We start from the raw sequence: 18,000 nt of genomic DNA on the forward strand, positions 1-18,000 counted from the left end.
GGGATCGCCGCTTTGCCGGGCGGACGGCGGCGGCGCGCGGAAAGATGAGGTCCGTGCGTGCTGTGACTGTGACCCCCGGTCTCCCGGATTCTCTGCGGCTCGTCGAGGACTGGCCTGAGCCGCCGCCCGAGGAGGGCGCGATCCTGGTCGAGTCGCTGGCCGTCGGTGTCTGCGGCACCGACCACGAGATCGTCGCCGGCGAGTACGGCGAGGCGCCGCCGGGCCAGGAACGGCTGGTGCTCGGGCACGAGTCACTGGGCCGCGTGCTGGACGATCCGACCGGCACCTTGCACCCCGGCGACCTGGTCGCCGGCGTGGTCCGCCACCCCGATCCGGTGCCCTGCGCGAACTGCGCGGTGGACGAGTGGGACATGTGCCGCAACGGGCGCTACACCGAGCACGGCATCAAGGGGCTGCCCGGGTTCGCCCGGGAACGCTGGCGGTTGCAGCCCAAGTTCGCCGTCGGCCTGGACCCGGCGCTCGCGTCGGTGGGCGTGCTGCTGGAGCCGACGAGCGTGGTGGCGAAGGCGTGGGACCACATCGAGAGGATCGGCCGCCGGGCCGAGTGGAAACCGATGACCGTGCTGGTCACCGGCGCCGGGCCGATCGGGCTGCTGGCCGCGTTGCTGGGCAGCCAGCGTGGGCTGTCGGTGCACGTGCTGGACCGCAACACCACCGGGCCGAAGCCGGAGCTGGTCCGCGCGCTCGGGGCGACGTACCACACGGCGACGGTGCCCGAGCTGGACGTGAAGCCGGACGTGGTGATCGAGTGCACCGGCGCGCCCACCGTGGTGCTGGACGCGATGTGCAAGGCCGCGCCGACCGGCATCGTCTGCCTGACCGGGGTGTCCAGCGGTGGCCGGAAGATCGACTTCGACGCCGGGGCGCTCAACCGGGAGCTGGTGCTGGAGAACAACGTGGTGTTCGGCTCGGTGAACGCCGGCCGGCGGCACTGGGAGATGGCCGCCGAGGCGCTCGCCCAGGCCGAACAGTCGTGGCTCACGTCGCTGATCACCCGCCGGGTGCCGCTGTCGAACTACCGCGAGGCGTACGCCTCGGCCGGCGAGGACATCAAGGCGGTACTCGACTTCACGCATTGAGGCGCCGCGCCCCGGCCGGCTCAGATGCCGGGCAGCCGGCCGTTGCGGAACAGGTCCACGAAGAGCTGGTGGTCCTCGCGCGCCCGGATGCCGTACCGGTGGCCGAAGTCGACCAGATAGCCGACGAACGCCTCCGGGTCGGCGTCGACGACCGCGACGACCGCCTCCTCGGTGGAGTAGTCGACGAGGTCGTGGCTGGACTCGTCGTCGGCGACCGAGTGCATCCGGGCCACCGCCCGGCCCAGGTCGGCGAGCACGCCTGCCAGTTCCTCCGGCTCGTTCACGTCGGCCCAGTCCAGGTCCGCCGCGTACGGGGACACCTCGGCGACGAGCTGCCCGACGCCGTCCAGCTCGGTGAAGCCCAGCCACGGGTCGGCGTGCGCCTGCAACGCGCGCTGCGACTCGGCGGTGCGGTGCCCCTGGTGCCGGAAGTACGACCGGACCCGCTCGTCGTCGACGTACCGCGCCACGGCCGGCACCTGCGCCTGCTTCATGTAGATGACGACGTCGTTCTCCAGCGCCTGGGTGTGCCCCTCCAGCAGCAGGTTGTACGACGGCAGCCCGGCCGACCCGATGCCGACGCCCTTGCGCAGCACCACGTCCTTGATGCCGGCGGCCACCGGGCGCATCCGGGTGGTCGGGTCCGGCAGCGAGTGCAGGTAGTCGGCGAACGCCGCGCAGACCTTCTCCCGGGTCGCGTCGTCGATCTCGTGGACGCCGTCGCCGAGGGAGAACCGGCGCTCGTAGTTGTCGATCGTGGTCTGCGCGGCCAGCAGGTCCACCCGGGTGTTCAGCCGCGCCTGCTGGAGCACCCGGCGCAGCACACCGTCGGCGTTGTCGAGCGTGATCGAACCGATCGCGTCGTCGCCGCCCGCGGCGATGGCCCGCAGTTCGGCCAGGTACGACCGGGCGAAGCCGGTCACCAGCTCGCCGATCACCCGGTCGGAGAGCGCCTTGGCGTAGCCGAGCAGCGCCACGCTCGCGGCGAAGCGCTTCAGGTCCCAGGTGAACGGCCCGACGTAGGCCTCGTCGAAGTCGTTGACGTTGAACACGAGCTGCCCGGAGGCGTTCATGTAGGTGCCGAAGTTCTCGGCGTGCAGGTCGCCGTGGATCCACACCCGGCTGGTCCGGCCGTCGAGGAACCGGTCGCTGGCGAAGTCGCCCCGCTGGTCGGCGTAGAACAGCGCGGCGCTGCCCCGGTAGAAGGCGAACGGTGACGCCGCCATCTTGCGGAACTTGCGGCGGAACGCCGCCGGGTCGATCGCCATGGACGCGCCGAACTCCGCGGTCAGCACGTCGACGATGAATGCGGAGCGCTCCTCCGCGAGGTCGGTCATGAGCCGCAGGCTATCCCCGCGCCGCCACCCGGGCGGTTCAGCCGACCGGCGGACGTACCGGTGGTGCGGTCAGCGCCTCGACCGGCCGCGCCACCGCGTCCGCCGCGGAGGTCAGCGCGTCGGGCCGGAGCACGCCGCCGACGCCGGACTGCTCGGCGGCGATCCTCTCCTGAAGGCGCAGGATGCCGTGCAGCAGCGCCTCCGGGCGCGGCGGGCAGCCGGGCACGTACACGTCGACCGGGATGAGCTGGTCGACGCCCTTGGTCACCGAGTAGGAGTCCCAGTACGGGCCGCCGCAGTTGGAGCAGGCACCGAACGAGATCACGTACTTCGGCTCGGGCATCTGGTCGTAGAGCCGCTTGACCGCCGGGGCCATCTTGTCGGTGACGGTGCCGCTGACCACCATCAGGTCGGCCTGCCGGGGCCCGTGGGCGAACGGGATCACACCGAGCCGCATGAAGTCGTGCCGGCCCATGCTGGTGGCGATGAACTCGATGGCGCAGCAGGCCAGGCCGAAGTTGAAGACCCAGAGCGAGTAGCGGCGGCCCCAGTTCAGCACGAACCGGATCGGCTCGCCGAGCACGGCCGGCACCTGCATCTCTGGCCTCCCTCGCAGAACTCCGAGGTGCCAGTCAACCACAGCCCGCCGACGGGCGGATCGGGCTCCGATGGGACACCATCACGGTGCCCGAGGCCGATCCGGCCGACAACGCCGTCTCGTTCGATCTGACCATCGCCGGCTGACAACCGTTCCCCCGTCGTCCCGCCCGGAGCCGATCCGGGCGGGGCGACGTCGTCTTCCCCCGCCCGAGCGCGGGGCGGCTCTGCGCGATGTCGGCCGGTTTCCCGACGCCCGACACCGCGCTCGGACGGCAACCACCGCAACCGGTACGGGCGTCAGGGCGTGTGACCGGCGTGACCGCGTCGGCGGTACGCATACGGGGAGGACCAGTGACGGTGACGAGGGAGCCGATGCTCGACGAGCCACCCGAGGGGACAGCGAGGCGCGCCGAGAGGCGCGAGGCAGTCGACTTCGACGGGCTCTACCACGCGCACTTCCGGTCCCTGACGCTTCAGCTCACCGCCTACTGCGGCGACCTGTCCCATGCGCAGGACATGGTGCAGGAGGCGTTCTGCCGGGCGTTCGCCCGCTGGTCCCGGGTGTCCCGCTACGACGACCCGGTGGCCTGGGTCCGCCGGGTGGCCTGGAACCTGGCCACCAGCCGCTGGCGGCGGCTGCGTACGGCCCAGGCGTGGCTGCATCGCCAGCGGGAGGAGTACGTCCCGGGGCCGGGGCCGGACCGGGTCGCGCTGACCGCCGCGCTGTCCGAGCTGCCGCCTCATCAGCGCCGCGCCGTGGTGCTGCACTACCTGGCCGATCTCAGCGTCGCGCAGATCGCGGCCCAGGAGGACGTGCCGGAGGGCACCGTCAAGTCCTGGCTGTACCGGGGGCGGACCGCCCTGGCGGCGAAGCTCACCACCACGAGCGAGGTGAACCACCATGACTGAGCCCGAGGACATCCTGGTCGGCGGCGAGTTCGCCGAGTTCCGCGCCGCGTACACGCCGGTGGTGCACCCGGCCGGGACGGCCGCGGTCCGGCGCACGGTCCGGCGCCGTCGCCGGCGGACAGCGGTGGTCACCGCGACGTCCGTGGTGCTCGCCGTGGTGGTCCCGGTGGGCGCGAACGCCGCCCTGGACCGGCGGCCCGGACCGCCCCCGACGCCCGCGCAGACGGTCACCCCGACTCCGTCCGAGAGCACGTCGCCGCCACCGTCCACGCCGTCGCCGAGCGCTGCCGCCTCGACCCGGGGCGTGCCGGACGGCCGGATCACCCGGTCCCAGCTGCTCGCCGCCCGGCTCGACCTCGTGTCCTGGCCGGACGCGCCGGAAACCTGCGTCAGCGACGACGTCCGGCTCCGGGCCGGGCCGCAGGACGACTCGGTCCCGACGCTGCTGGCCGGTCCGGAGTACGTCGATCTCGACGGTGACGGCGCGGCCGAAACGGTCGTCCTCGTCGCCTGCCGCTACGGCGAGGCGTCGGGCAAGCAGGTGCTCGCCCTCGATCGGGACGACGACGGCCGGGTCATCACCATGGGCCGGGTCGTCGGCACCCGTGCGGGCATGGGCGACATCACCGAGTTCTCGGTGCGGGACGGCGGGGAGATCAGGGCGCACGTCGCCGACGTCCAGCCCTGTTGCGGCACGCCGGAATGGGCGCCGCAACGGCAGTGGCGGACGTACTCCTGGAACGGTGAACGGTTCCGGCAGGTCGACGGACCCACGAGGTTCGGCACCGACCCCCGCCTGACCGACCTCACGATGACCGCCCGGGACGACGTGGCCGGGCCGCCGGACAAAAAGGGGATCCGGAAGGTGACGGTCACCGTGACAGTGGTGAACCGGGGGCCGGTGAGCGTGCGCATGCTCGGGTTCACTGGCTGGTACGGCTACACGGTACCGACTGATTCCGCCCTGGACCGGTGCCGGAACGTGCGGCTCGACGGAGACATCGCCTGTGTGCTGGACACCCTGTCGGCGGGCGCGAGCAGGACGTACACGTTCACGTTCGACCATCCGGTGACCGCCGACGAACCGCCGACGCTGCGCGTGATCCACGTCGACTCGCAGCAGCGCTACTGGAACGACCTGAACCGGGAGGACAACGAGGTCGAGCTGACCTCTGTCGGCTGACCGACAGATCGCAACCAACCGTCCCACATGGACGTCAGACGGGCATCGGACGGGCGGAGATGCCACCGTCCGGCAACGGGGAATCACGGGAGGAAAGCATGACCACACGTACGGCACGGATCGCCACCGCACTGCTCGGTGGGGCCGCCGCACTGATCACCCTGGCCGCGCCGGCCGCCGCCGCGCCGAGCGCCGTCACCGGTCGGGTCGACGTCACTGCCCAGCGGCTCGTCCTCGACCCGACCGACCGGGGGTACGTCGGGACGCTCACCGCGACGGTGACCAACCGGCGGGCGACCGCGACGTCGTTCAGCCTGGTCGTCACCGAGCCGGCGGGTGCCTCGTTCACCTCCATCGAGCCCGGCGGCGGCTGCTTCTACACCCGCCTGGTGGAGAACCGGCTGGTGATCAACTGCGGCGCCGACCAGATCGAGGCCCGCACGAGCGTCACCTTCCGGCTCGGCTTCCACGTCTGGACCACCGCGCGCAGCTACCCGATGGTCGCGGACGGCGGGCGGATCGAGGTCGTCCCGGACGGCGCCACCGCGGCCTCCGACGCAACCGGCTTCACCACCCTCTTCCGCTCCACCACCGGCAGCCTGCGCAAGCCGCGCCCGTACGTGCAGGCCGTCGACACCGATCTCAGCATCCGGAGCAGCGCGGTGACGCTGACCCCGCAGCCGGACGGCACCCTGCTCGGCCGGATGCCGGTCACCGTGCGCTACGGCAACGACGCGCCGACCTTCGCCGTCGACGTCGCGGCCGCACTGCCGGCCGGGGTGCAGGTCGACCACATCGAGCCGCAGGACATGCCGAGCTTCCCGCTCGCGTTCACCGTGCCGGGCGGCCGGTTCATGCCCGGTGAGGAGCGGACCCTCGACGTCTTCCTCAGGGCACCCGCCGGCACCGCTGCCGGTGAGCTGGGCACCGGCACCTTCACCGGGAAGGGGAACTACTTCTGGGGGGCTGCGGACCCGCAGGACGTGGACCCGTCGGACAACACCACCTCGTTCACGGTGACTGCGGTCGCCGCGAGCTGACCGTCGCCCGCCCGGCCGGCGCCCACGCGCCGGCCGGGCGTCGCCGTGTCACCAGGCCGGACGCTGGAGCATCCCGACGAACTCGGCAAGCAGCCGTTCCCGCAGCCGCGCCGGGGCGGAGTCCAGCAACGTGTTCACCACCGCCATCCGGTCCGGCACACCGGCGCCGCCGGCCAGGCCGAGCCCGTCCGCCAGCCCGGCCACCAGCTCGGGGGTGAGCGCCTCCGGCGTGAGGCTGCCGGCCAGCGCCAGCAGCTCCGGCGGCAGCACGACCGGCCCGGCGGCGCGGGCCGCCGCGACCGCCTCGGCCAGCGCCGGACCGAACTCGGCCACCCGGGGCGCCACCGCCGCGGTCACCGTGAGGTGGACGCTGGCCGGCAGATCGGCGTACGTGAGCTGGGGCTGGGTGTGCCAGCCACGCGCGGTCAGCTCGTCGACGAGCACGAACAGGTCGAGCCCCGGGTCGTCGCTGGTGAAGCAGACCACAGTGGTGTCCGGTTCGGCTATCAGCCGCAGCCCGCCGGTGGCCCGTACCGCACCGGCCAGCCCGGCGACCGCGTCCCGGGTCGCGGCGGCCAGCCGCAGGTAGCCGTCCTCGCCGAGGTGGCGAAGTGTGGCGTACGCGGCGGCGATCGGCCCACCGGACCGGGTCGAGGCGATCACCGGGTTGACCATCGTGTACCCGGGCCAGTCGGCGTACGCGAAGAACTGCGGGGCACGCAGCGCCGGATCGCGGTGCAGCAGCACCGAGACGCCCTTCGGGGCGTACGCGTACTTGTGCAGGTCCACCGAGATCGAGGTGACGCCCGGCACGGCGAAGTCGAACGGCGGCACCGGCGCGCCGAGCCGGCGCAGCCAGGGCAGCGCCCAGCCGCCGAAGCAGGCGTCCACGTGGCAGCGCACGCCCGCGGCCTGCGCGACGGCGGCGATCCCGGTCACCGGGTCGACCACCCCGTGGGCGTACGACGGGGCGGACGCCACCACCAGCACCGTCTCCGGGCGGATCGCGGCGGCCACCGCTGCCACGTCCGGCCGCAGCGTCACCGGGTCGACCGGCACGGTGTCCAACGTGACCCGCAGGTAGTGCGCCGCCTTGGCGAACGCGGCGTGGGCGCTGGCCGGCGCCACGATCCGCGGCTCGGTCAGGTCGGGGCGGGCGTCCCGCGCCGCCTTGACGGCGAGCAGCAGCGACTCGGTGCCGCCGCTGGTGACGCTGCCGACCACGTCCGGCGCACCGGTGCCCGGGCCGCCGCCGAGCAGGCGGGCGGCGGCGCCGACGAGCGCGTTCTCCATCGCCAGCAGCGACGGGAACGCGGTCGGGTCGAGGCCGTTGACGTGCGCGCTCTCCGCGTAGGCGGCCTGCGCCAGCTCGTCCAGTCCGGCCACGCCGGGGTCGTAGACGTACGCGAACAGCCGCCCGCCGTGCGTCGGACGGTCGGTGGCCCGCAGCGCGCGGATCTCGTCCAGCACGTCTGACGCGGGCGTCCCGCGCGCGGGCAGCGCGCCCACGTCTGCCGTGTCGGTCATCGGGTGGTTCCTCTCGTGGACGGGCCGGTGTTCACGCCCGCGCGGCCGGAGCGGCGCGGTCGGCCCCGAGGGCGGCGGCGCCGGGCGCGGTGTCCCCGGGCGCGTCGGCCAGCTGGGCCGGGGTCAGGGTGTAGCCGCGCAGCAGCACCAGTGGGATCGCCACCAGCAGGGCGGGCAGCACGGTGAAGCCGAGCAGCACGCCGAGCCGAGCCGTGTCCGACTGGACGGCGGCGGTACCGGTGGACGACGAGACGTAGCCGGAGAGCTGGAGCACCAGCCCGTAGATGCCCGGCCCCAGCGCCAGCCCGAACGTCTCCCCGGCGGTCCACAGCCCGGTGAACACCCCGGCCTGCCGCCGCCCGGTGCGCGCGGTGTCGTAGGCGATGCAGTCCGGCAGCATGGCCAGCGCGAAGACCTGCTGGCCCGCGTACCCGACGCCGATCACCGCGACCACCGCGTAGGCCGCGGCGGCGGGCAGCGCGGGCGCGGCGACCAGGGCCAGCGCGCCCGCCGCGAAGATCAGCGAAGCGGCGACGAGCGACGCCCGCTTGCCCAGCCGGGCACCGGCCCGGGACCAGAGGGGCATGACCAGCAGCGCGGGCGCGACGAAGCAGGCGAACAGCAGTGTCGGGCCGCTGTCCGGCTCGCGCAGCACCTGGTCGGCGAAGTACTTCACCCCGGCCAGCACGGTGGCCACCCCGGCGGACTGGATCACGAAGCAGATCAGCAGCACCCGGAACGGCCGGTTGCCGGTGGCGACCGCGAGCTGCGCGCGCAGGCTCGGCTCGCTCTCCCCCACCGTCCCGGTCGGCGCGGACCTGGTGCCGAGGAACACGCCGACGGTGCCGGCGACGATCAGCGCGGCGACGAACAGGCCCATCCACCGGTGGCCGGGGACGCCGTCGCCGCCCACGGTCACCACCGCCGGGGCCACCGCGCCGGAGACCAGGATGGCCAGTGCCAGCACCGCGATCCGCCAGGTCATCAACCGGGTACGCTCCGCCGGATCGGCGGTCAGCTCGGCCGGCATGGCCACGTAGGGCACCTGGAAGAACGCGAACGCGGTGGCTGTCGCCAGGAACGCCAGCGCCACGTACGCGGCGGCGGCCGGACCGTCGGCGAACGGCGCGGCGAAGATCGAGGCGAACAGTACGGCGAGCGCCAGCCCGCCGCCGAGCAGGTACGGCCGGCGCGCGCCCCAGCGGGAGCGGGTCCGGTCGGAGATCCGCCCGGCGACCGGGTTGACGAGCACGTCCCACGCCTTCGGCAGCAGCACCAGCAGTGCGGCCAGGCCGGCGGCGACGCCGAGCGTGTCGGTGAGGTACGGCAGCAGGAGCAGCCCGGGCACGGTGCCGAACGCGCCGGTCACCAGCGAACCCAGCGCGTATCCGAGATGCACCCGGCGGGGCAGGCCCGAAGCTGTCATGGAGCCGAATGCTACTCACGTTATGGCCGGCGTCACATCCCCTCGTCCGGTGACCAGGACGCCGCCGCCAGGTCCACCCGGTCGCCGCGCAGCGGGCACCCTTCGGCGAGCAGCCGTTCCCGGGCCTTGCGCTCGTGCCCCGGCGGGAGCCGGCCGGCCGCGTTCACCACCCGGTGCCACGGCACCCCACCACCGTGCCGGGCCATGATCGAACCGACCAGCCGCGGCGACGCCCGCCCCGAGCGCTCGGCCAGCGCGTCGGCCACCGCCCCGTACGACATCGCCCGCCCCGGCGGAATCCGCTCGACCAGCGCCAGCACCGCCTCGACGTACTCGTCAGGTGTCACGAGCTGCCACGATATGGGAACGCGCCGAGGCGTGGCAGACCGCAGCGCGCAGAATGGTCGGGTGCGCGAAGCAGTCACCTCGGCCCGGCGGGTCGTGGTCAAAATCGGTTCGTCCTCGCTGACCACCACGACGGGCGGCCTCGACGACGCCCGGGTCGACGCGCTCGTCGACACGCTCGGCGGGCTCGCCGCCGACGGACGTGAGGTGGTGCTGGTCTCCTCCGGCGCGATCGCCGCCGGACTCGCCCCACTGCGGCTGACCCGGCGCCCGCGCGACCTGGCCACCCAGCAGGCCGCCGCCAGCGTCGGCCAGGGCATGCTGATCGGCCGGTACGCCGCGGCGTTCGCCCGGCACAGCCGCACCGTCGGGCAGGTCCTGCTCACCGTGGACGACGTGACCCGGCGGGCGCACTACCGCAACGCGTACCGGACGTTGCGCAAGCTGCTGGACCTGCGCGCGGTGCCGATCGTCAACGAGAACGACACGGTGGCCACCGACGAGATCCGGTTCGGCGACAACGACCGCCTGGCCGCCCTCGTCGCCGCGCTCGTCGACGCCGACCTACTGGTGCTGCTCTCCGACGTCGACGCGCTCTGGACCGGCGACCCGGCCCGGCCGGGCAGCACCCGGATCACCGAGGTGCACGGCGAGAGCGACCTGGCGGGCGTGGACATCGGCGGGGCCGGGCGCGCCGGAGTGGGCACCGGCGGCATGGTGACGAAGGTCGAGGCGGCCCGGATCGCCACCGGCTTCGGCATCCCGGTGGTGCTCACCGCCGCGCCGCTGGCCGGGCCGGCGCTGGCCGGTGAGCCGGTCGGCACGTACTTCCACCCGAGCAGCCGCCGCCCCGCAGCCCGGCTGTTCTGGCTGGCGCACGCCACCGCCCCCCGCGGCCGGCTGCACCTCGATCCGGGCGCGGTGCAGGCGGTGGTCGGCCGGCGCAAGTCGCTGCTGCCCGCCGGCATCACCGCCGTCGACGGCGCGTTCACCGCCGGCGACCCGGTGGACCTGGTCGACACCGCCGGCGCGCCGGTGGCCCGGGGCCTGGTCAACTACGACGCGGTGGAGCTGCCCGGCCTGCTCGGCCGTTCCACCTCCGAACTCGCCGCGGCGCTCGGCCCGGCGTACGAACGCGAGGTCGTCCACCGCGACGACCTGGTCCTGCTGTAAGGAAGGGCCCCTTATTAACAGACGTCTGTTAATAAGGGGCCCTTCCTTAAAAAAAACACCTCCGAAGGAGAAGCACGATGAGCGTCGTCGAGCAGGCCCGGCGAGCCCGGGACGCGGCGGAAGCCCTGGCCACGGCCACCCGTACCGTCAAGGACGCCGCGCTGCACGCGATGGCCGACGCGCTCGTGGCGCGTACCGCAGAGGTTCTGGCGGCGAACGCGGCGGACCTGGCGGCCGGGCGCGAGGCCGGGCTGTCCGCGGCCGTGCTGGACCGGCTCGCGCTCGACGAGGGCCGGGTGGCGGCCATCGCCGACGCGCTGCGCCAGATGGCCGCACTGCCCGACCCGTTGGGTGAGGTGGTACGCGGCTCGACGCTGCCCAACGGCTTGGAGCTGCGACAGGTGCGGGTGCCGTTCGGGGTGGTCGGCATCGTCTACGAGGGCCGGCCCAACGTGACTGTCGACGCCGCCGGGATCTGCCTGAAGTCCGGCAACGCGGCGCTGCTGCGCGGCTCCTCGTCGGCCGCGCACTCCAACGCGGCGCTGGTCGCGGTGCTGCGCGACGCGGTCTCCGGTGCCGGGCTGCCGGCGGACGCGGTGCAGTTGCTCGACTCCACCACCCGCGACTCGGTGAAGGAGCTGATGCGCGCCCGCGGCCTGGTCGACGTGCTGATCCCGCGCGGCGGCGCGTCGCTGATCCGCGCCGTCGTGGAGGAGTCGACGGTGCCTGTCATCGAGACCGGTGTGGGCAACTGCCACGTGTACGTGGACGCCGCCGCCGACCTCGGCAAGGCCCTGGCGATCACGCTGAACGCCAAGACCCAGCGCCTGTCCACCTGCAACACCGCGGAGTCGCTGCTGGTGCACCGCGACGTCGCGGACGCGTTCCTGCCGGCCGTGCTGGCCGCGTTCGCCGAGGCCGGGGTGACTGTGCACGGCACGCCCGCTGTCGCCGCCCACTCCGACGCCGTGGTCCCGGCCACCGAGGAGGACTTCGGCGCCGAGTACCTCTCCGCCGACATCTCGGTGGCGGTGGTCGACTCGCTGGACGCGGCGGTCGCGCACATCCGCCGGTACGGCACCGGCCACACCGAGGCGATCGTCACCGATTCGCAGCGGGCGGCCCGGGAGTTCGTGGCCCGGGTGGACTCCGCCGCGGTCATGGTCAACGCGTCCACCCGTTTCACCGACGGCGGCGAGTTCGGGTTCGGCGCGGAGATCGGCATCTCGACGCAGAAGCTGCACGCGCGCGGCCCGATGGGCCTGCCGGAGCTGACCAGCACGAAGTACGTGGTCACCGGGGACGGCCACGTACGCTGACCGGCTCCGGCTCGTGGCGTGCTTGCGGTAGCGCCACCTCGCCGTACTGGTGGGGCCGCCGCCAGATCGGCGAGGTGGCGGCATCCCGGCGCCCCTGATGCCGCCACTTCGCCGAACCGGTGTTGATCATCGACGGGTTGGGCTACGCGAGCTGGAGTGGACCACCGTCCGCCGGTTCGGCGGGGTCGACCGGCGGGAATGTGCCGGGCTGCAGCGAGGAGGCGATCGTCGGGGCCATGGGCGCCGGCGGCGGCGTGGCGAGCGGAGGCGTCCCGGGAGACACCGGGGCCGCACGCGGCGTCGCAACCAACGGAGGTAGACCGGGCATAACCGGGCCGGGCGGCAGGTCCGGCACCGAACGCGCAGCAATCCCGGTGCCCTCTTCGGGGAGCAGGCCGGGCGTGACGATCCAGTCAGACCACGGACCCGGCCCACCGTCCGGACCAGCCGACAGCGCGGGCGCTGCCACCGGTCCGGTCGACGGGCCGGGGTCGGGACCGGAGGGCAGGTCAGGGCCGAAGCCCGCCGACGATTCGGGCCCGCGGCCGGACGAAAGCTCAGGGCCACGGCGGACCGACGGGTCGGAACCGAAACCCGCCGATGCAGCAGATCCCCCGGCCGGGCCCGTCAGCGGGCGAGCCAGGGCAGGGCTGGCAAACGTGGACAGCGGAAGGGCGGGGGCGGGCGCGGCCGAAGGCGCAGGGGCGGGGGCGGGCGCGGCCGAAGGCGCAGGGGCGGGGGCGGGCGCGGCCGACCCAGGCGCAGAGACGGGCGCGGGCAGCGCAGACACGGACCCGGACGGCGGGGACACGGGCGCGGAAGACGGAGACACGGGCGCGGATGACGGAGGCGAGGAGACAGGCGGCGCAGGCGTGGCGGACGGCGGAGAGGCGGGGAGCCGGCGCGGGGCCGGTATGGCCGGCGGCGCGGGCAGCTCGGCGGTCTGCGGCACCACGAACGGCGCTCCGGACACCGGGGCCTCGGGCGTGTCCGGGCGGCACGCGCGGATCGCCCGCAGCGTGGTGTGCACGTCGAACTGGTGGCCGTCGTCGCTGTCCCAGCCGCCGTCGCTGCGCTGGGTCTCGGCGAGCCGCCTGCGCGCCGAGACCAGCAGCCACTGCTCCTCGCCCACGTCGGCCCGGCGCAGTGTGGCGGCCAGCCAGGCCACGTCGGCCGGGGACATCTGCGGGACCCGGTCGGCCAGCACCGCCTGGATGCGCGCCGACTCGTAGTACATCTGCTGGCGGTGCAGCACCGCGGCGGCGAGCCAGCCGGCCGGCAGGAACGACGGCCAGCTTCCGTCCGGCGCGAGCTGCGCGGCCAGCGCCTGCGCCGCCGCCTGCACCACACCGGCGTACGCGCCGCCGACCCGGTGGTCCAGCGGCCCGGCGGCCCGGGCGTCCAGCCCGGCCACGGTGAGCCAGAATCCGGCGTTGGCGGTCTGGTAGAGCCGAGCCTCGGGGTCGCCCGGGGTGGCCCACTCGGGGGCGAGCCCGGCCAGTGAGGGGTCCTCGTCCCAGCCGCCGTCGGGTAGTTGCCGGGCGGCCAGCCAGTCCAGCGCGTGCCGGGCGGCCGGGCGGCCCAGCGCGCCGAGGTCGTCCAGCTCGGCCAGGCGGAAGCAGGTCGCGTCGATCGAGGCGACGTCGCCGTCGAGGACGGCGGGCCAGCCACCGCCCGGCGCCTGTCCGGCCTCGGCGGCGTCGAGCACGTCGGGCGGCACCGGAGCGCCGGAGCGCAGCCGGGAGAGGCGGGCGCGGTCCACCGCGTCACCGTGAGCGACGACGAATCCGATCGCCGCGTCCAAGTCGACCACGGCACTGACGGTACTGGCGCGGCCGACGTCACGCCTCGGTAGCTCGGTCAGGACCACCCGGCCCAGCGGTCGCCGCGATCGGCGTATGCCCACGCCAGGGGCGCCGGAGAGCACGATGGGCCCGCCCGGGACGCCGGGCGGGCCCATCGAGAAGACTCAGTACGCGGGCAGCGACGGGTCGACCTGCTTGACCCAGGAGAGCACACCGCCCTGGAGGTGCACCGCGTCGGAGAAGCCCGCCGCCTTCAGCGCGGCCAGCGCCTCGGCGGAGCGGACGCCGGACTTGCAGTGCAGCACGATCTGCCGGTCCTGCGGGAACTTGGCCAGCGCCTCGCCGGACAGGATCTCGCCCTTGGGGATGAGCGTCGCGCCGGGGATCCGGACGATCTCGTACTCGGCGGGCTCGCGCACGTCGACCAGGAAGATGTCCTTGCCGGAGTCCTGCCAGTCCTTCAGCTCCAGCGCGGTGATGGTCGAGTCGACCACCGCCTCCTGCGCCTCGTCGGAGACCGCGCCGCAGAAGTCCTCGTAGTCCTCCATCAGGTCGGTGAGGGTCGGGTTCTCGCCGCAGAGCACGCAGTTCGGGTCCTTACGAACCTTGATCTTGCGGTAGCTCATCTCCAGGGCGTCGTAGACCATCAGCCGGCCGACGAGCGGCTCACCGATGCCGGCGAGCAGCTTGATCGCCTCGTTGACCTGGATCGACCCGATCGACGCGCAGAGCACGCCGAGCACGCCGCCCTCGGCGCAGGACGGGACCATGCCGGGCGGCGGGGGCTCCGGGTAGAGGCAGCGGTAGCAGGGGCCGTGCTCGGCCCAGAACACCGACGCCTGGCCGTCGAAGCGGTAGATCGAGCCCCAGACGTACGGCTTGCCGAGCAGCACCGCCGCGTCGTTGACCATGTAGCGGGTGGCGAAGTTGTCGGTGCCGTCGACGATCAGGTCGTACCGGGAGAAGATGTCCCGAACGTTCTCCCGGTCCAGCGCGGTGTTGTGGATCTCCACGTCGACCAGCGGGTTGATCTCGCGGATCGACGCCGCGGCGGACTCCGCCTTGGACCGGCCCACGTCGGAGACGCCGTGGATGACCTGGCGCTGCAGGTTCGACTCGTCGACGGTGTCGAAGTCGATGATGCCGAGCGTGCCGACACCTGCCGCGGCCAGGTAGAGCAGGGCCGGCGAGCCGAGGCCACCGGCGCCGACACAGAGCACCCGGGCGTTCTTCAGCCGCTTCTGCCCCTCCACCCCGACGTCCGGGATGATCAGGTGGCGCGAGTAGCGGCGGATCTCGTCTACGGTCAGCTCGGCGGCGGGTTCGACGAGCGGGGGCAACGACACGGTGGACTCCCCGGAATCGGCGGTGTGACCGCGCCATTGTCGCTCGCCCGGACGGGGATCGGCCATGATGAGGGACACTGCGCCCGAACTGCGGGACCGGGAATAACTCAGACGCCGTCGGTGGGCTCGCCGGAGTATCGCGTCCCGCCGACGTACGGCCAGGCGTTGGGCAGGCAGCCGTCCAGCCCGTACGTCTGCTGCTGCATCACCGGGGCGGGCGCTCCGGGCTCGGGGCACGCCTGGTGCAGTTCGCCGAACTCGTGCCCGACCTCGTGGTTGATCACGTATGTGCGGTAGACCTCCAGCGGGGCGCCGTAGTCGGGCACCGCCGTCATCCACCGGGCCAGGTTGAGCACGACCCGGCCGGGCAGCCGGCAGGAGGTGTACCGATCGGTGCGCAGGCCACCCTCGGCGCACATCCGCTCGGAGGTTACCGGGGTGGCGAGGTAGACGGTGAAGTCGGCAGCGACCGCCTCGGGCACCCGTTGCACCCGCAGGTCCCCGGACGCGATCCAACTGCGCGGGTCGCCGAGTACCGCGTCCACGGTGGCGGCGAACCCGTCGGCGTCCTGCCCCGTACCCTGCTCGACCTCGACCCGGTAGCGGCGCAGCGGGCCGTCCTGCCCGCGTACCGGGGACCGGCCCTGCGCCACCGCGAACGTTCCGGGGCCGGCGGTGGGGTAGCCGGTCGGCGCCGCGGCCGGGACGTCGGCCTCGGCGCCGCGGGCCAGCGACGGTTCGGCGGCGAGCGGCGTGTGCCCGGACGGCGGCGCGTTCAGGCGGGTGACGCCGGCCGCGCCGCTCAGGGCCGCGAGCAGCATCGCCAGCAGCAGAACCGAGCGGCGCCGGCGCCGGCGCATCCGGCGCCGCGTGGGACGCTCGGGTGGCGGTGCCGCCGGGTTGTCGTAACGGGACGACGACGTCATGACCCCAGCGTCCCATGCAATTCGGGCATTTAGCTGCTTTTGCCACCTATGCCGCGAATGTTATTCACAAGCCGGCGCTCAGAGGGACGGCCCGGTGTACCGCTTGCCACCCAGGTAGGGCCACGGGTTCGGCCGGCAGCCCTTGAGGAAGAGCGTCTGCTGCTGCATCACCGGCGCCGCCCGGCCCGCACCCGGGCACCCCTCGTGCCGGTGCCCGAGCTGGTGACCCACCTCGTGGTTGACCACGTAGAGGCGGTACGCGTCCAGCGGCATCCCGGCGTCGACCAGATGCGGCGCCGAGGTACGCCACCGGGCCAGGTTGATCACCACCTTGCCCGCCACCCGGCACGACGTGTACGGCACGCCGCCCACCCGGATGTCGATCCCGCCCGCCCCGCACAGCCGTCCGGCCGTGTCGCGGGTGGCCAGGTAGACCGTGAAGTCGTACCGGTCGTCCGAGCCGACCCGCTGCAACCGCAACCGGCCGCCGTCGACCCAGCTGCCCGGGCCGGCCAAGGCCCGCTGCACCGCCTCACCGAAGGCGGTGACCTCCTCGCCGGAGCCGTTCTCCACCGCCACCCGGTAGCGGCGCAGCGTCCCCGAGCGGCCGAGCACGCCGCTGGGCCGCTCGTCGTACGCGAAGCTGCCCCGGCCCTTCGCCGGACCGGGGTCGGACAGCGTCAGCACCGGCGCGGCCGGAGAACTGGGCACCACCGGAGGCGACGGCGGAACGCTCGGCATGGACGGTCCCGGCATGGACGGTCCCGGCGTTGAGGCCGGCGGCTGGGCGACGAACCCGTCGGTGAACCGCGCCACCGCACCCGCCGACGGCAGTTGCACCGCCGCGCCGACACCGACCGCGGCGGCGACGACGAAGGCGCAGACCACGAGCACGGTACGCCAGTGACGGAGCGAGGAACGGGAGCGGGCGGCACGAGGACGGCGTGAGCTGGGCATCCGGCTCAGCCTGCCATGTCGCGCTCCGTTCCGCTCTCCCCCATGCCGGTGACGAGCGACGGGGTCGCCTCGGCCAGCAGGCCGAGCACCGCCCGCGCCACGGTCCGGGGCACCTCCAACTGGGCCACATGCCCGACGCCGTCGAGCATCAGCAGCCGGCTGTCCGGGATGACCCGGGCCGCCTGCGGCGCCACCCGCACGTCGACCAGCCGGTCCTGCCGCCCGCCCACCACGAGCGTGGGCACCCGTACCGCCGCCGCCTGCCGCCAGAGCGCGCCCTCCCCCGGCAGGTACGAACGCAGGAAGCTGCCGACCAGGCCCCGGAACGTCCGCACGTACGCCGCGGCGTAGTGGGCCGCCTCGTACCGGATCCGGATCTCGTCGATCGCCTCCTGCCGGCGCTGCTCGCTGATCCGGGTCAGGTCCGCCACGCAGGCCTCCATCACCTGCTGCGCCGTCACCTCCGGGCTGAACTGGGCCAGCCGCCAGGCGGCCAGCCGTTCGCCCCGGGGGATCGCCAGCAGCGGGAGCATCCGCCCCTGCAACGAGCGGCGGAAGTCCAGGAACGGCAGGGCGGGTGAGACCAGGGTGAGCGTGCGGACCAGGTCCGGGCGCAACGCCGCCACCCGGACCGTGATCGCGCCGCCGAGCGAGTTGCCGAACAGGTGCACCGGGCCCCGGTCGCTGTGCTCGATCCACCGGATCACCCGATCGGCGAAGGACGGGATCGTGTAGCGCGGGCCGGGTTCGCTGCGCCCGAAGCCGGGCAGGTCGATCGCCTGCCCGTCGAGCCGGTCCGCGAGCAGCCCGGCCAGGTCGGTCCAGTTCTGCGCCGACCCGCCGAGGCCGTGCACGTACAGCGCGGGCTCCGCGCCGCCACCGGTGGCCGGGGTGTCGCGGACGTGCACGAGCGTGCCGTCGAGGCGTACGTGCCGGCCGGGCCAGGGCGGCGGGACGTGGTGTGCGGGAAGGCTGTGCTCCGGCCACAGTGCGGCGCGCTTCATGCC

15 protein-coding genes and 1 pseudogene are annotated in these 18,000 nt (G+C 73.8%); 6 read left to right on the forward strand and 10 right to left on the reverse strand.

Features of this window, described 5'->3' with window-relative positions; translation table 11 throughout:
* Positions 1-53: 53 nt before the first annotated feature.
* The gene (locus C569_RS0120455) at positions 54-1,100 is read left to right on the forward strand and encodes a glucose 1-dehydrogenase (protein ID WP_026268426.1); all 1,047 of its coding nucleotides are present in this window, start codon (positions 54-56) and stop codon (positions 1,098-1,100) included.
* Between the two features lie 20 nt (positions 1,101-1,120).
* Here the strand turns inward: C569_RS0120455 and C569_RS0120460 are convergent, their stop codons facing one another.
* Positions 1,121-2,437, reverse strand: coding sequence for a DUF2252 domain-containing protein (locus C569_RS0120460; RefSeq protein WP_018787636.1), 1,317 nt, complete (start codon positions 2,435-2,437; stop codon positions 1,121-1,123).
* 37 nt (positions 2,438-2,474) lie between these two features.
* Positions 2,475-3,035: an NADH-quinone oxidoreductase subunit B gene (nuoB, locus tag C569_RS0120465; protein ID WP_018787637.1), complete on the reverse strand. Its 561-nt coding sequence runs from the start codon at positions 3,033-3,035 to the stop codon at positions 2,475-2,477.
* Positions 3,036-3,388: 353 nt separating this feature from the next.
* Between nuoB and C569_RS0120470 the strand changes: the two genes are divergently transcribed.
* From C569_RS0120470 to C569_RS0120480, 3 genes are all read left to right on the forward strand, one after another.
* Complete coding sequence (locus C569_RS0120470; protein ID WP_026268427.1) at positions 3,389-3,946, forward strand: RNA polymerase sigma factor; 558 nt, start codon at positions 3,389-3,391, stop codon at positions 3,944-3,946.
* The gene (locus C569_RS0120475; RefSeq protein ID WP_018787639.1) at positions 3,939-5,129 is read left to right on the forward strand and encodes a hypothetical protein; all 1,191 of its coding nucleotides are present in this window, start codon (positions 3,939-3,941) and stop codon (positions 5,127-5,129) included. Before C569_RS0120470 ends, C569_RS0120475 begins: the two co-directional genes overlap by 8 nt.
* 98 nt (positions 5,130-5,227) lie before the next feature.
* Positions 5,228-6,169: a hypothetical protein gene (locus C569_RS0120480; RefSeq protein WP_018787640.1), complete on the forward strand. Its 942-nt coding sequence runs from the start codon at positions 5,228-5,230 to the stop codon at positions 6,167-6,169.
* A 48-nt stretch (positions 6,170-6,217) separates the two neighbouring features.
* Here C569_RS0120480 and C569_RS0120485 read toward each other — a convergent pair whose 3' ends face one another.
* The 3 genes from C569_RS0120485 to C569_RS0120495 are packed head-to-tail and all read right to left on the reverse strand — an operon-like array spanning position 6,218 to position 9,469.
* Complete coding sequence (locus tag C569_RS0120485; RefSeq protein WP_018787641.1) at positions 6,218-7,696, reverse strand: aminotransferase class V-fold PLP-dependent enzyme; 1,479 nt, start codon at positions 7,694-7,696, stop codon at positions 6,218-6,220.
* Positions 7,697-7,727: 31 nt separating this feature from the next.
* Entirely contained in the window at positions 7,728-9,122 is a 1,395-nt protein-coding gene (locus C569_RS0120490) for an MFS transporter (RefSeq protein ID WP_036346393.1), read from the reverse strand.
* A 32-nt stretch (positions 9,123-9,154) separates the two neighbouring features.
* Positions 9,155-9,469, reverse strand: coding sequence for an MGMT family protein (locus C569_RS0120495; protein ID WP_018787643.1), 315 nt, complete (start codon positions 9,467-9,469; stop codon positions 9,155-9,157).
* 13 nt (positions 9,470-9,482) lie between these two features.
* On the opposite strand from C569_RS0120495, the gene proB reads away from it, so the two are divergent.
* Both proB and C569_RS0120505 read left to right on the forward strand, forming a co-directional pair.
* On the forward strand, positions 9,483-10,640 hold the full coding sequence (gene proB, locus C569_RS0120500; protein WP_051090510.1) for a glutamate 5-kinase: 1,158 nt from the start codon (positions 9,483-9,485) through the stop codon (positions 10,638-10,640).
* Positions 10,641-10,717: 77 nt separating this feature from the next.
* Positions 10,718-11,959: a glutamate-5-semialdehyde dehydrogenase gene (locus C569_RS0120505; RefSeq protein ID WP_018787645.1), complete on the forward strand. Its 1,242-nt coding sequence runs from the start codon at positions 10,718-10,720 to the stop codon at positions 11,957-11,959.
* 994 nt (positions 11,960-12,953) lie between these two features.
* Here the strand turns inward: C569_RS0120505 and C569_RS35090 are convergent.
* The 5 genes and pseudogenes from C569_RS35090 to C569_RS0120530 form a co-directional block, all read right to left on the reverse strand.
* Positions 12,954-13,886, reverse strand: a pseudogene (locus C569_RS35090) (prenyltransferase/squalene oxidase repeat-containing protein); the annotation flags it as partial.
* 42 nt (positions 13,887-13,928) lie between these two features.
* A complete protein-coding gene (gene moeZ / locus C569_RS0120515) occupies positions 13,929-15,176 on the reverse strand; it encodes an adenylyltransferase/sulfurtransferase MoeZ (RefSeq protein WP_026268429.1) in 1,248 nt (415 codons plus the stop codon).
* Between the two features lie 41 nt (positions 15,177-15,217).
* Complete coding sequence (locus C569_RS0120520) at positions 15,218-16,036, reverse strand: DUF3152 domain-containing protein (RefSeq protein ID WP_026268430.1); 819 nt, start codon at positions 16,034-16,036, stop codon at positions 15,218-15,220.
* A 78-nt stretch (positions 16,037-16,114) separates the two neighbouring features.
* Entirely contained in the window at positions 16,115-16,993 is an 879-nt protein-coding gene (locus C569_RS0120525; RefSeq protein WP_026268431.1) for a DUF3152 domain-containing protein, read from the reverse strand.
* A 5-nt stretch (positions 16,994-16,998) separates the two neighbouring features.
* Positions 16,999-17,997, reverse strand: coding sequence for an alpha/beta fold hydrolase (locus tag C569_RS0120530; RefSeq protein ID WP_018787650.1), 999 nt, complete (start codon positions 17,995-17,997; stop codon positions 16,999-17,001).
* Positions 17,998-18,000 lie beyond the last annotated feature (3 nt).

The organism is Micromonospora sp. CNB394 (assembly GCF_000374985.1).
GTDB classification, from domain to species: Bacteria; Actinomycetota; Actinomycetes; order Mycobacteriales; family Micromonosporaceae; genus Micromonospora; species Micromonospora marina.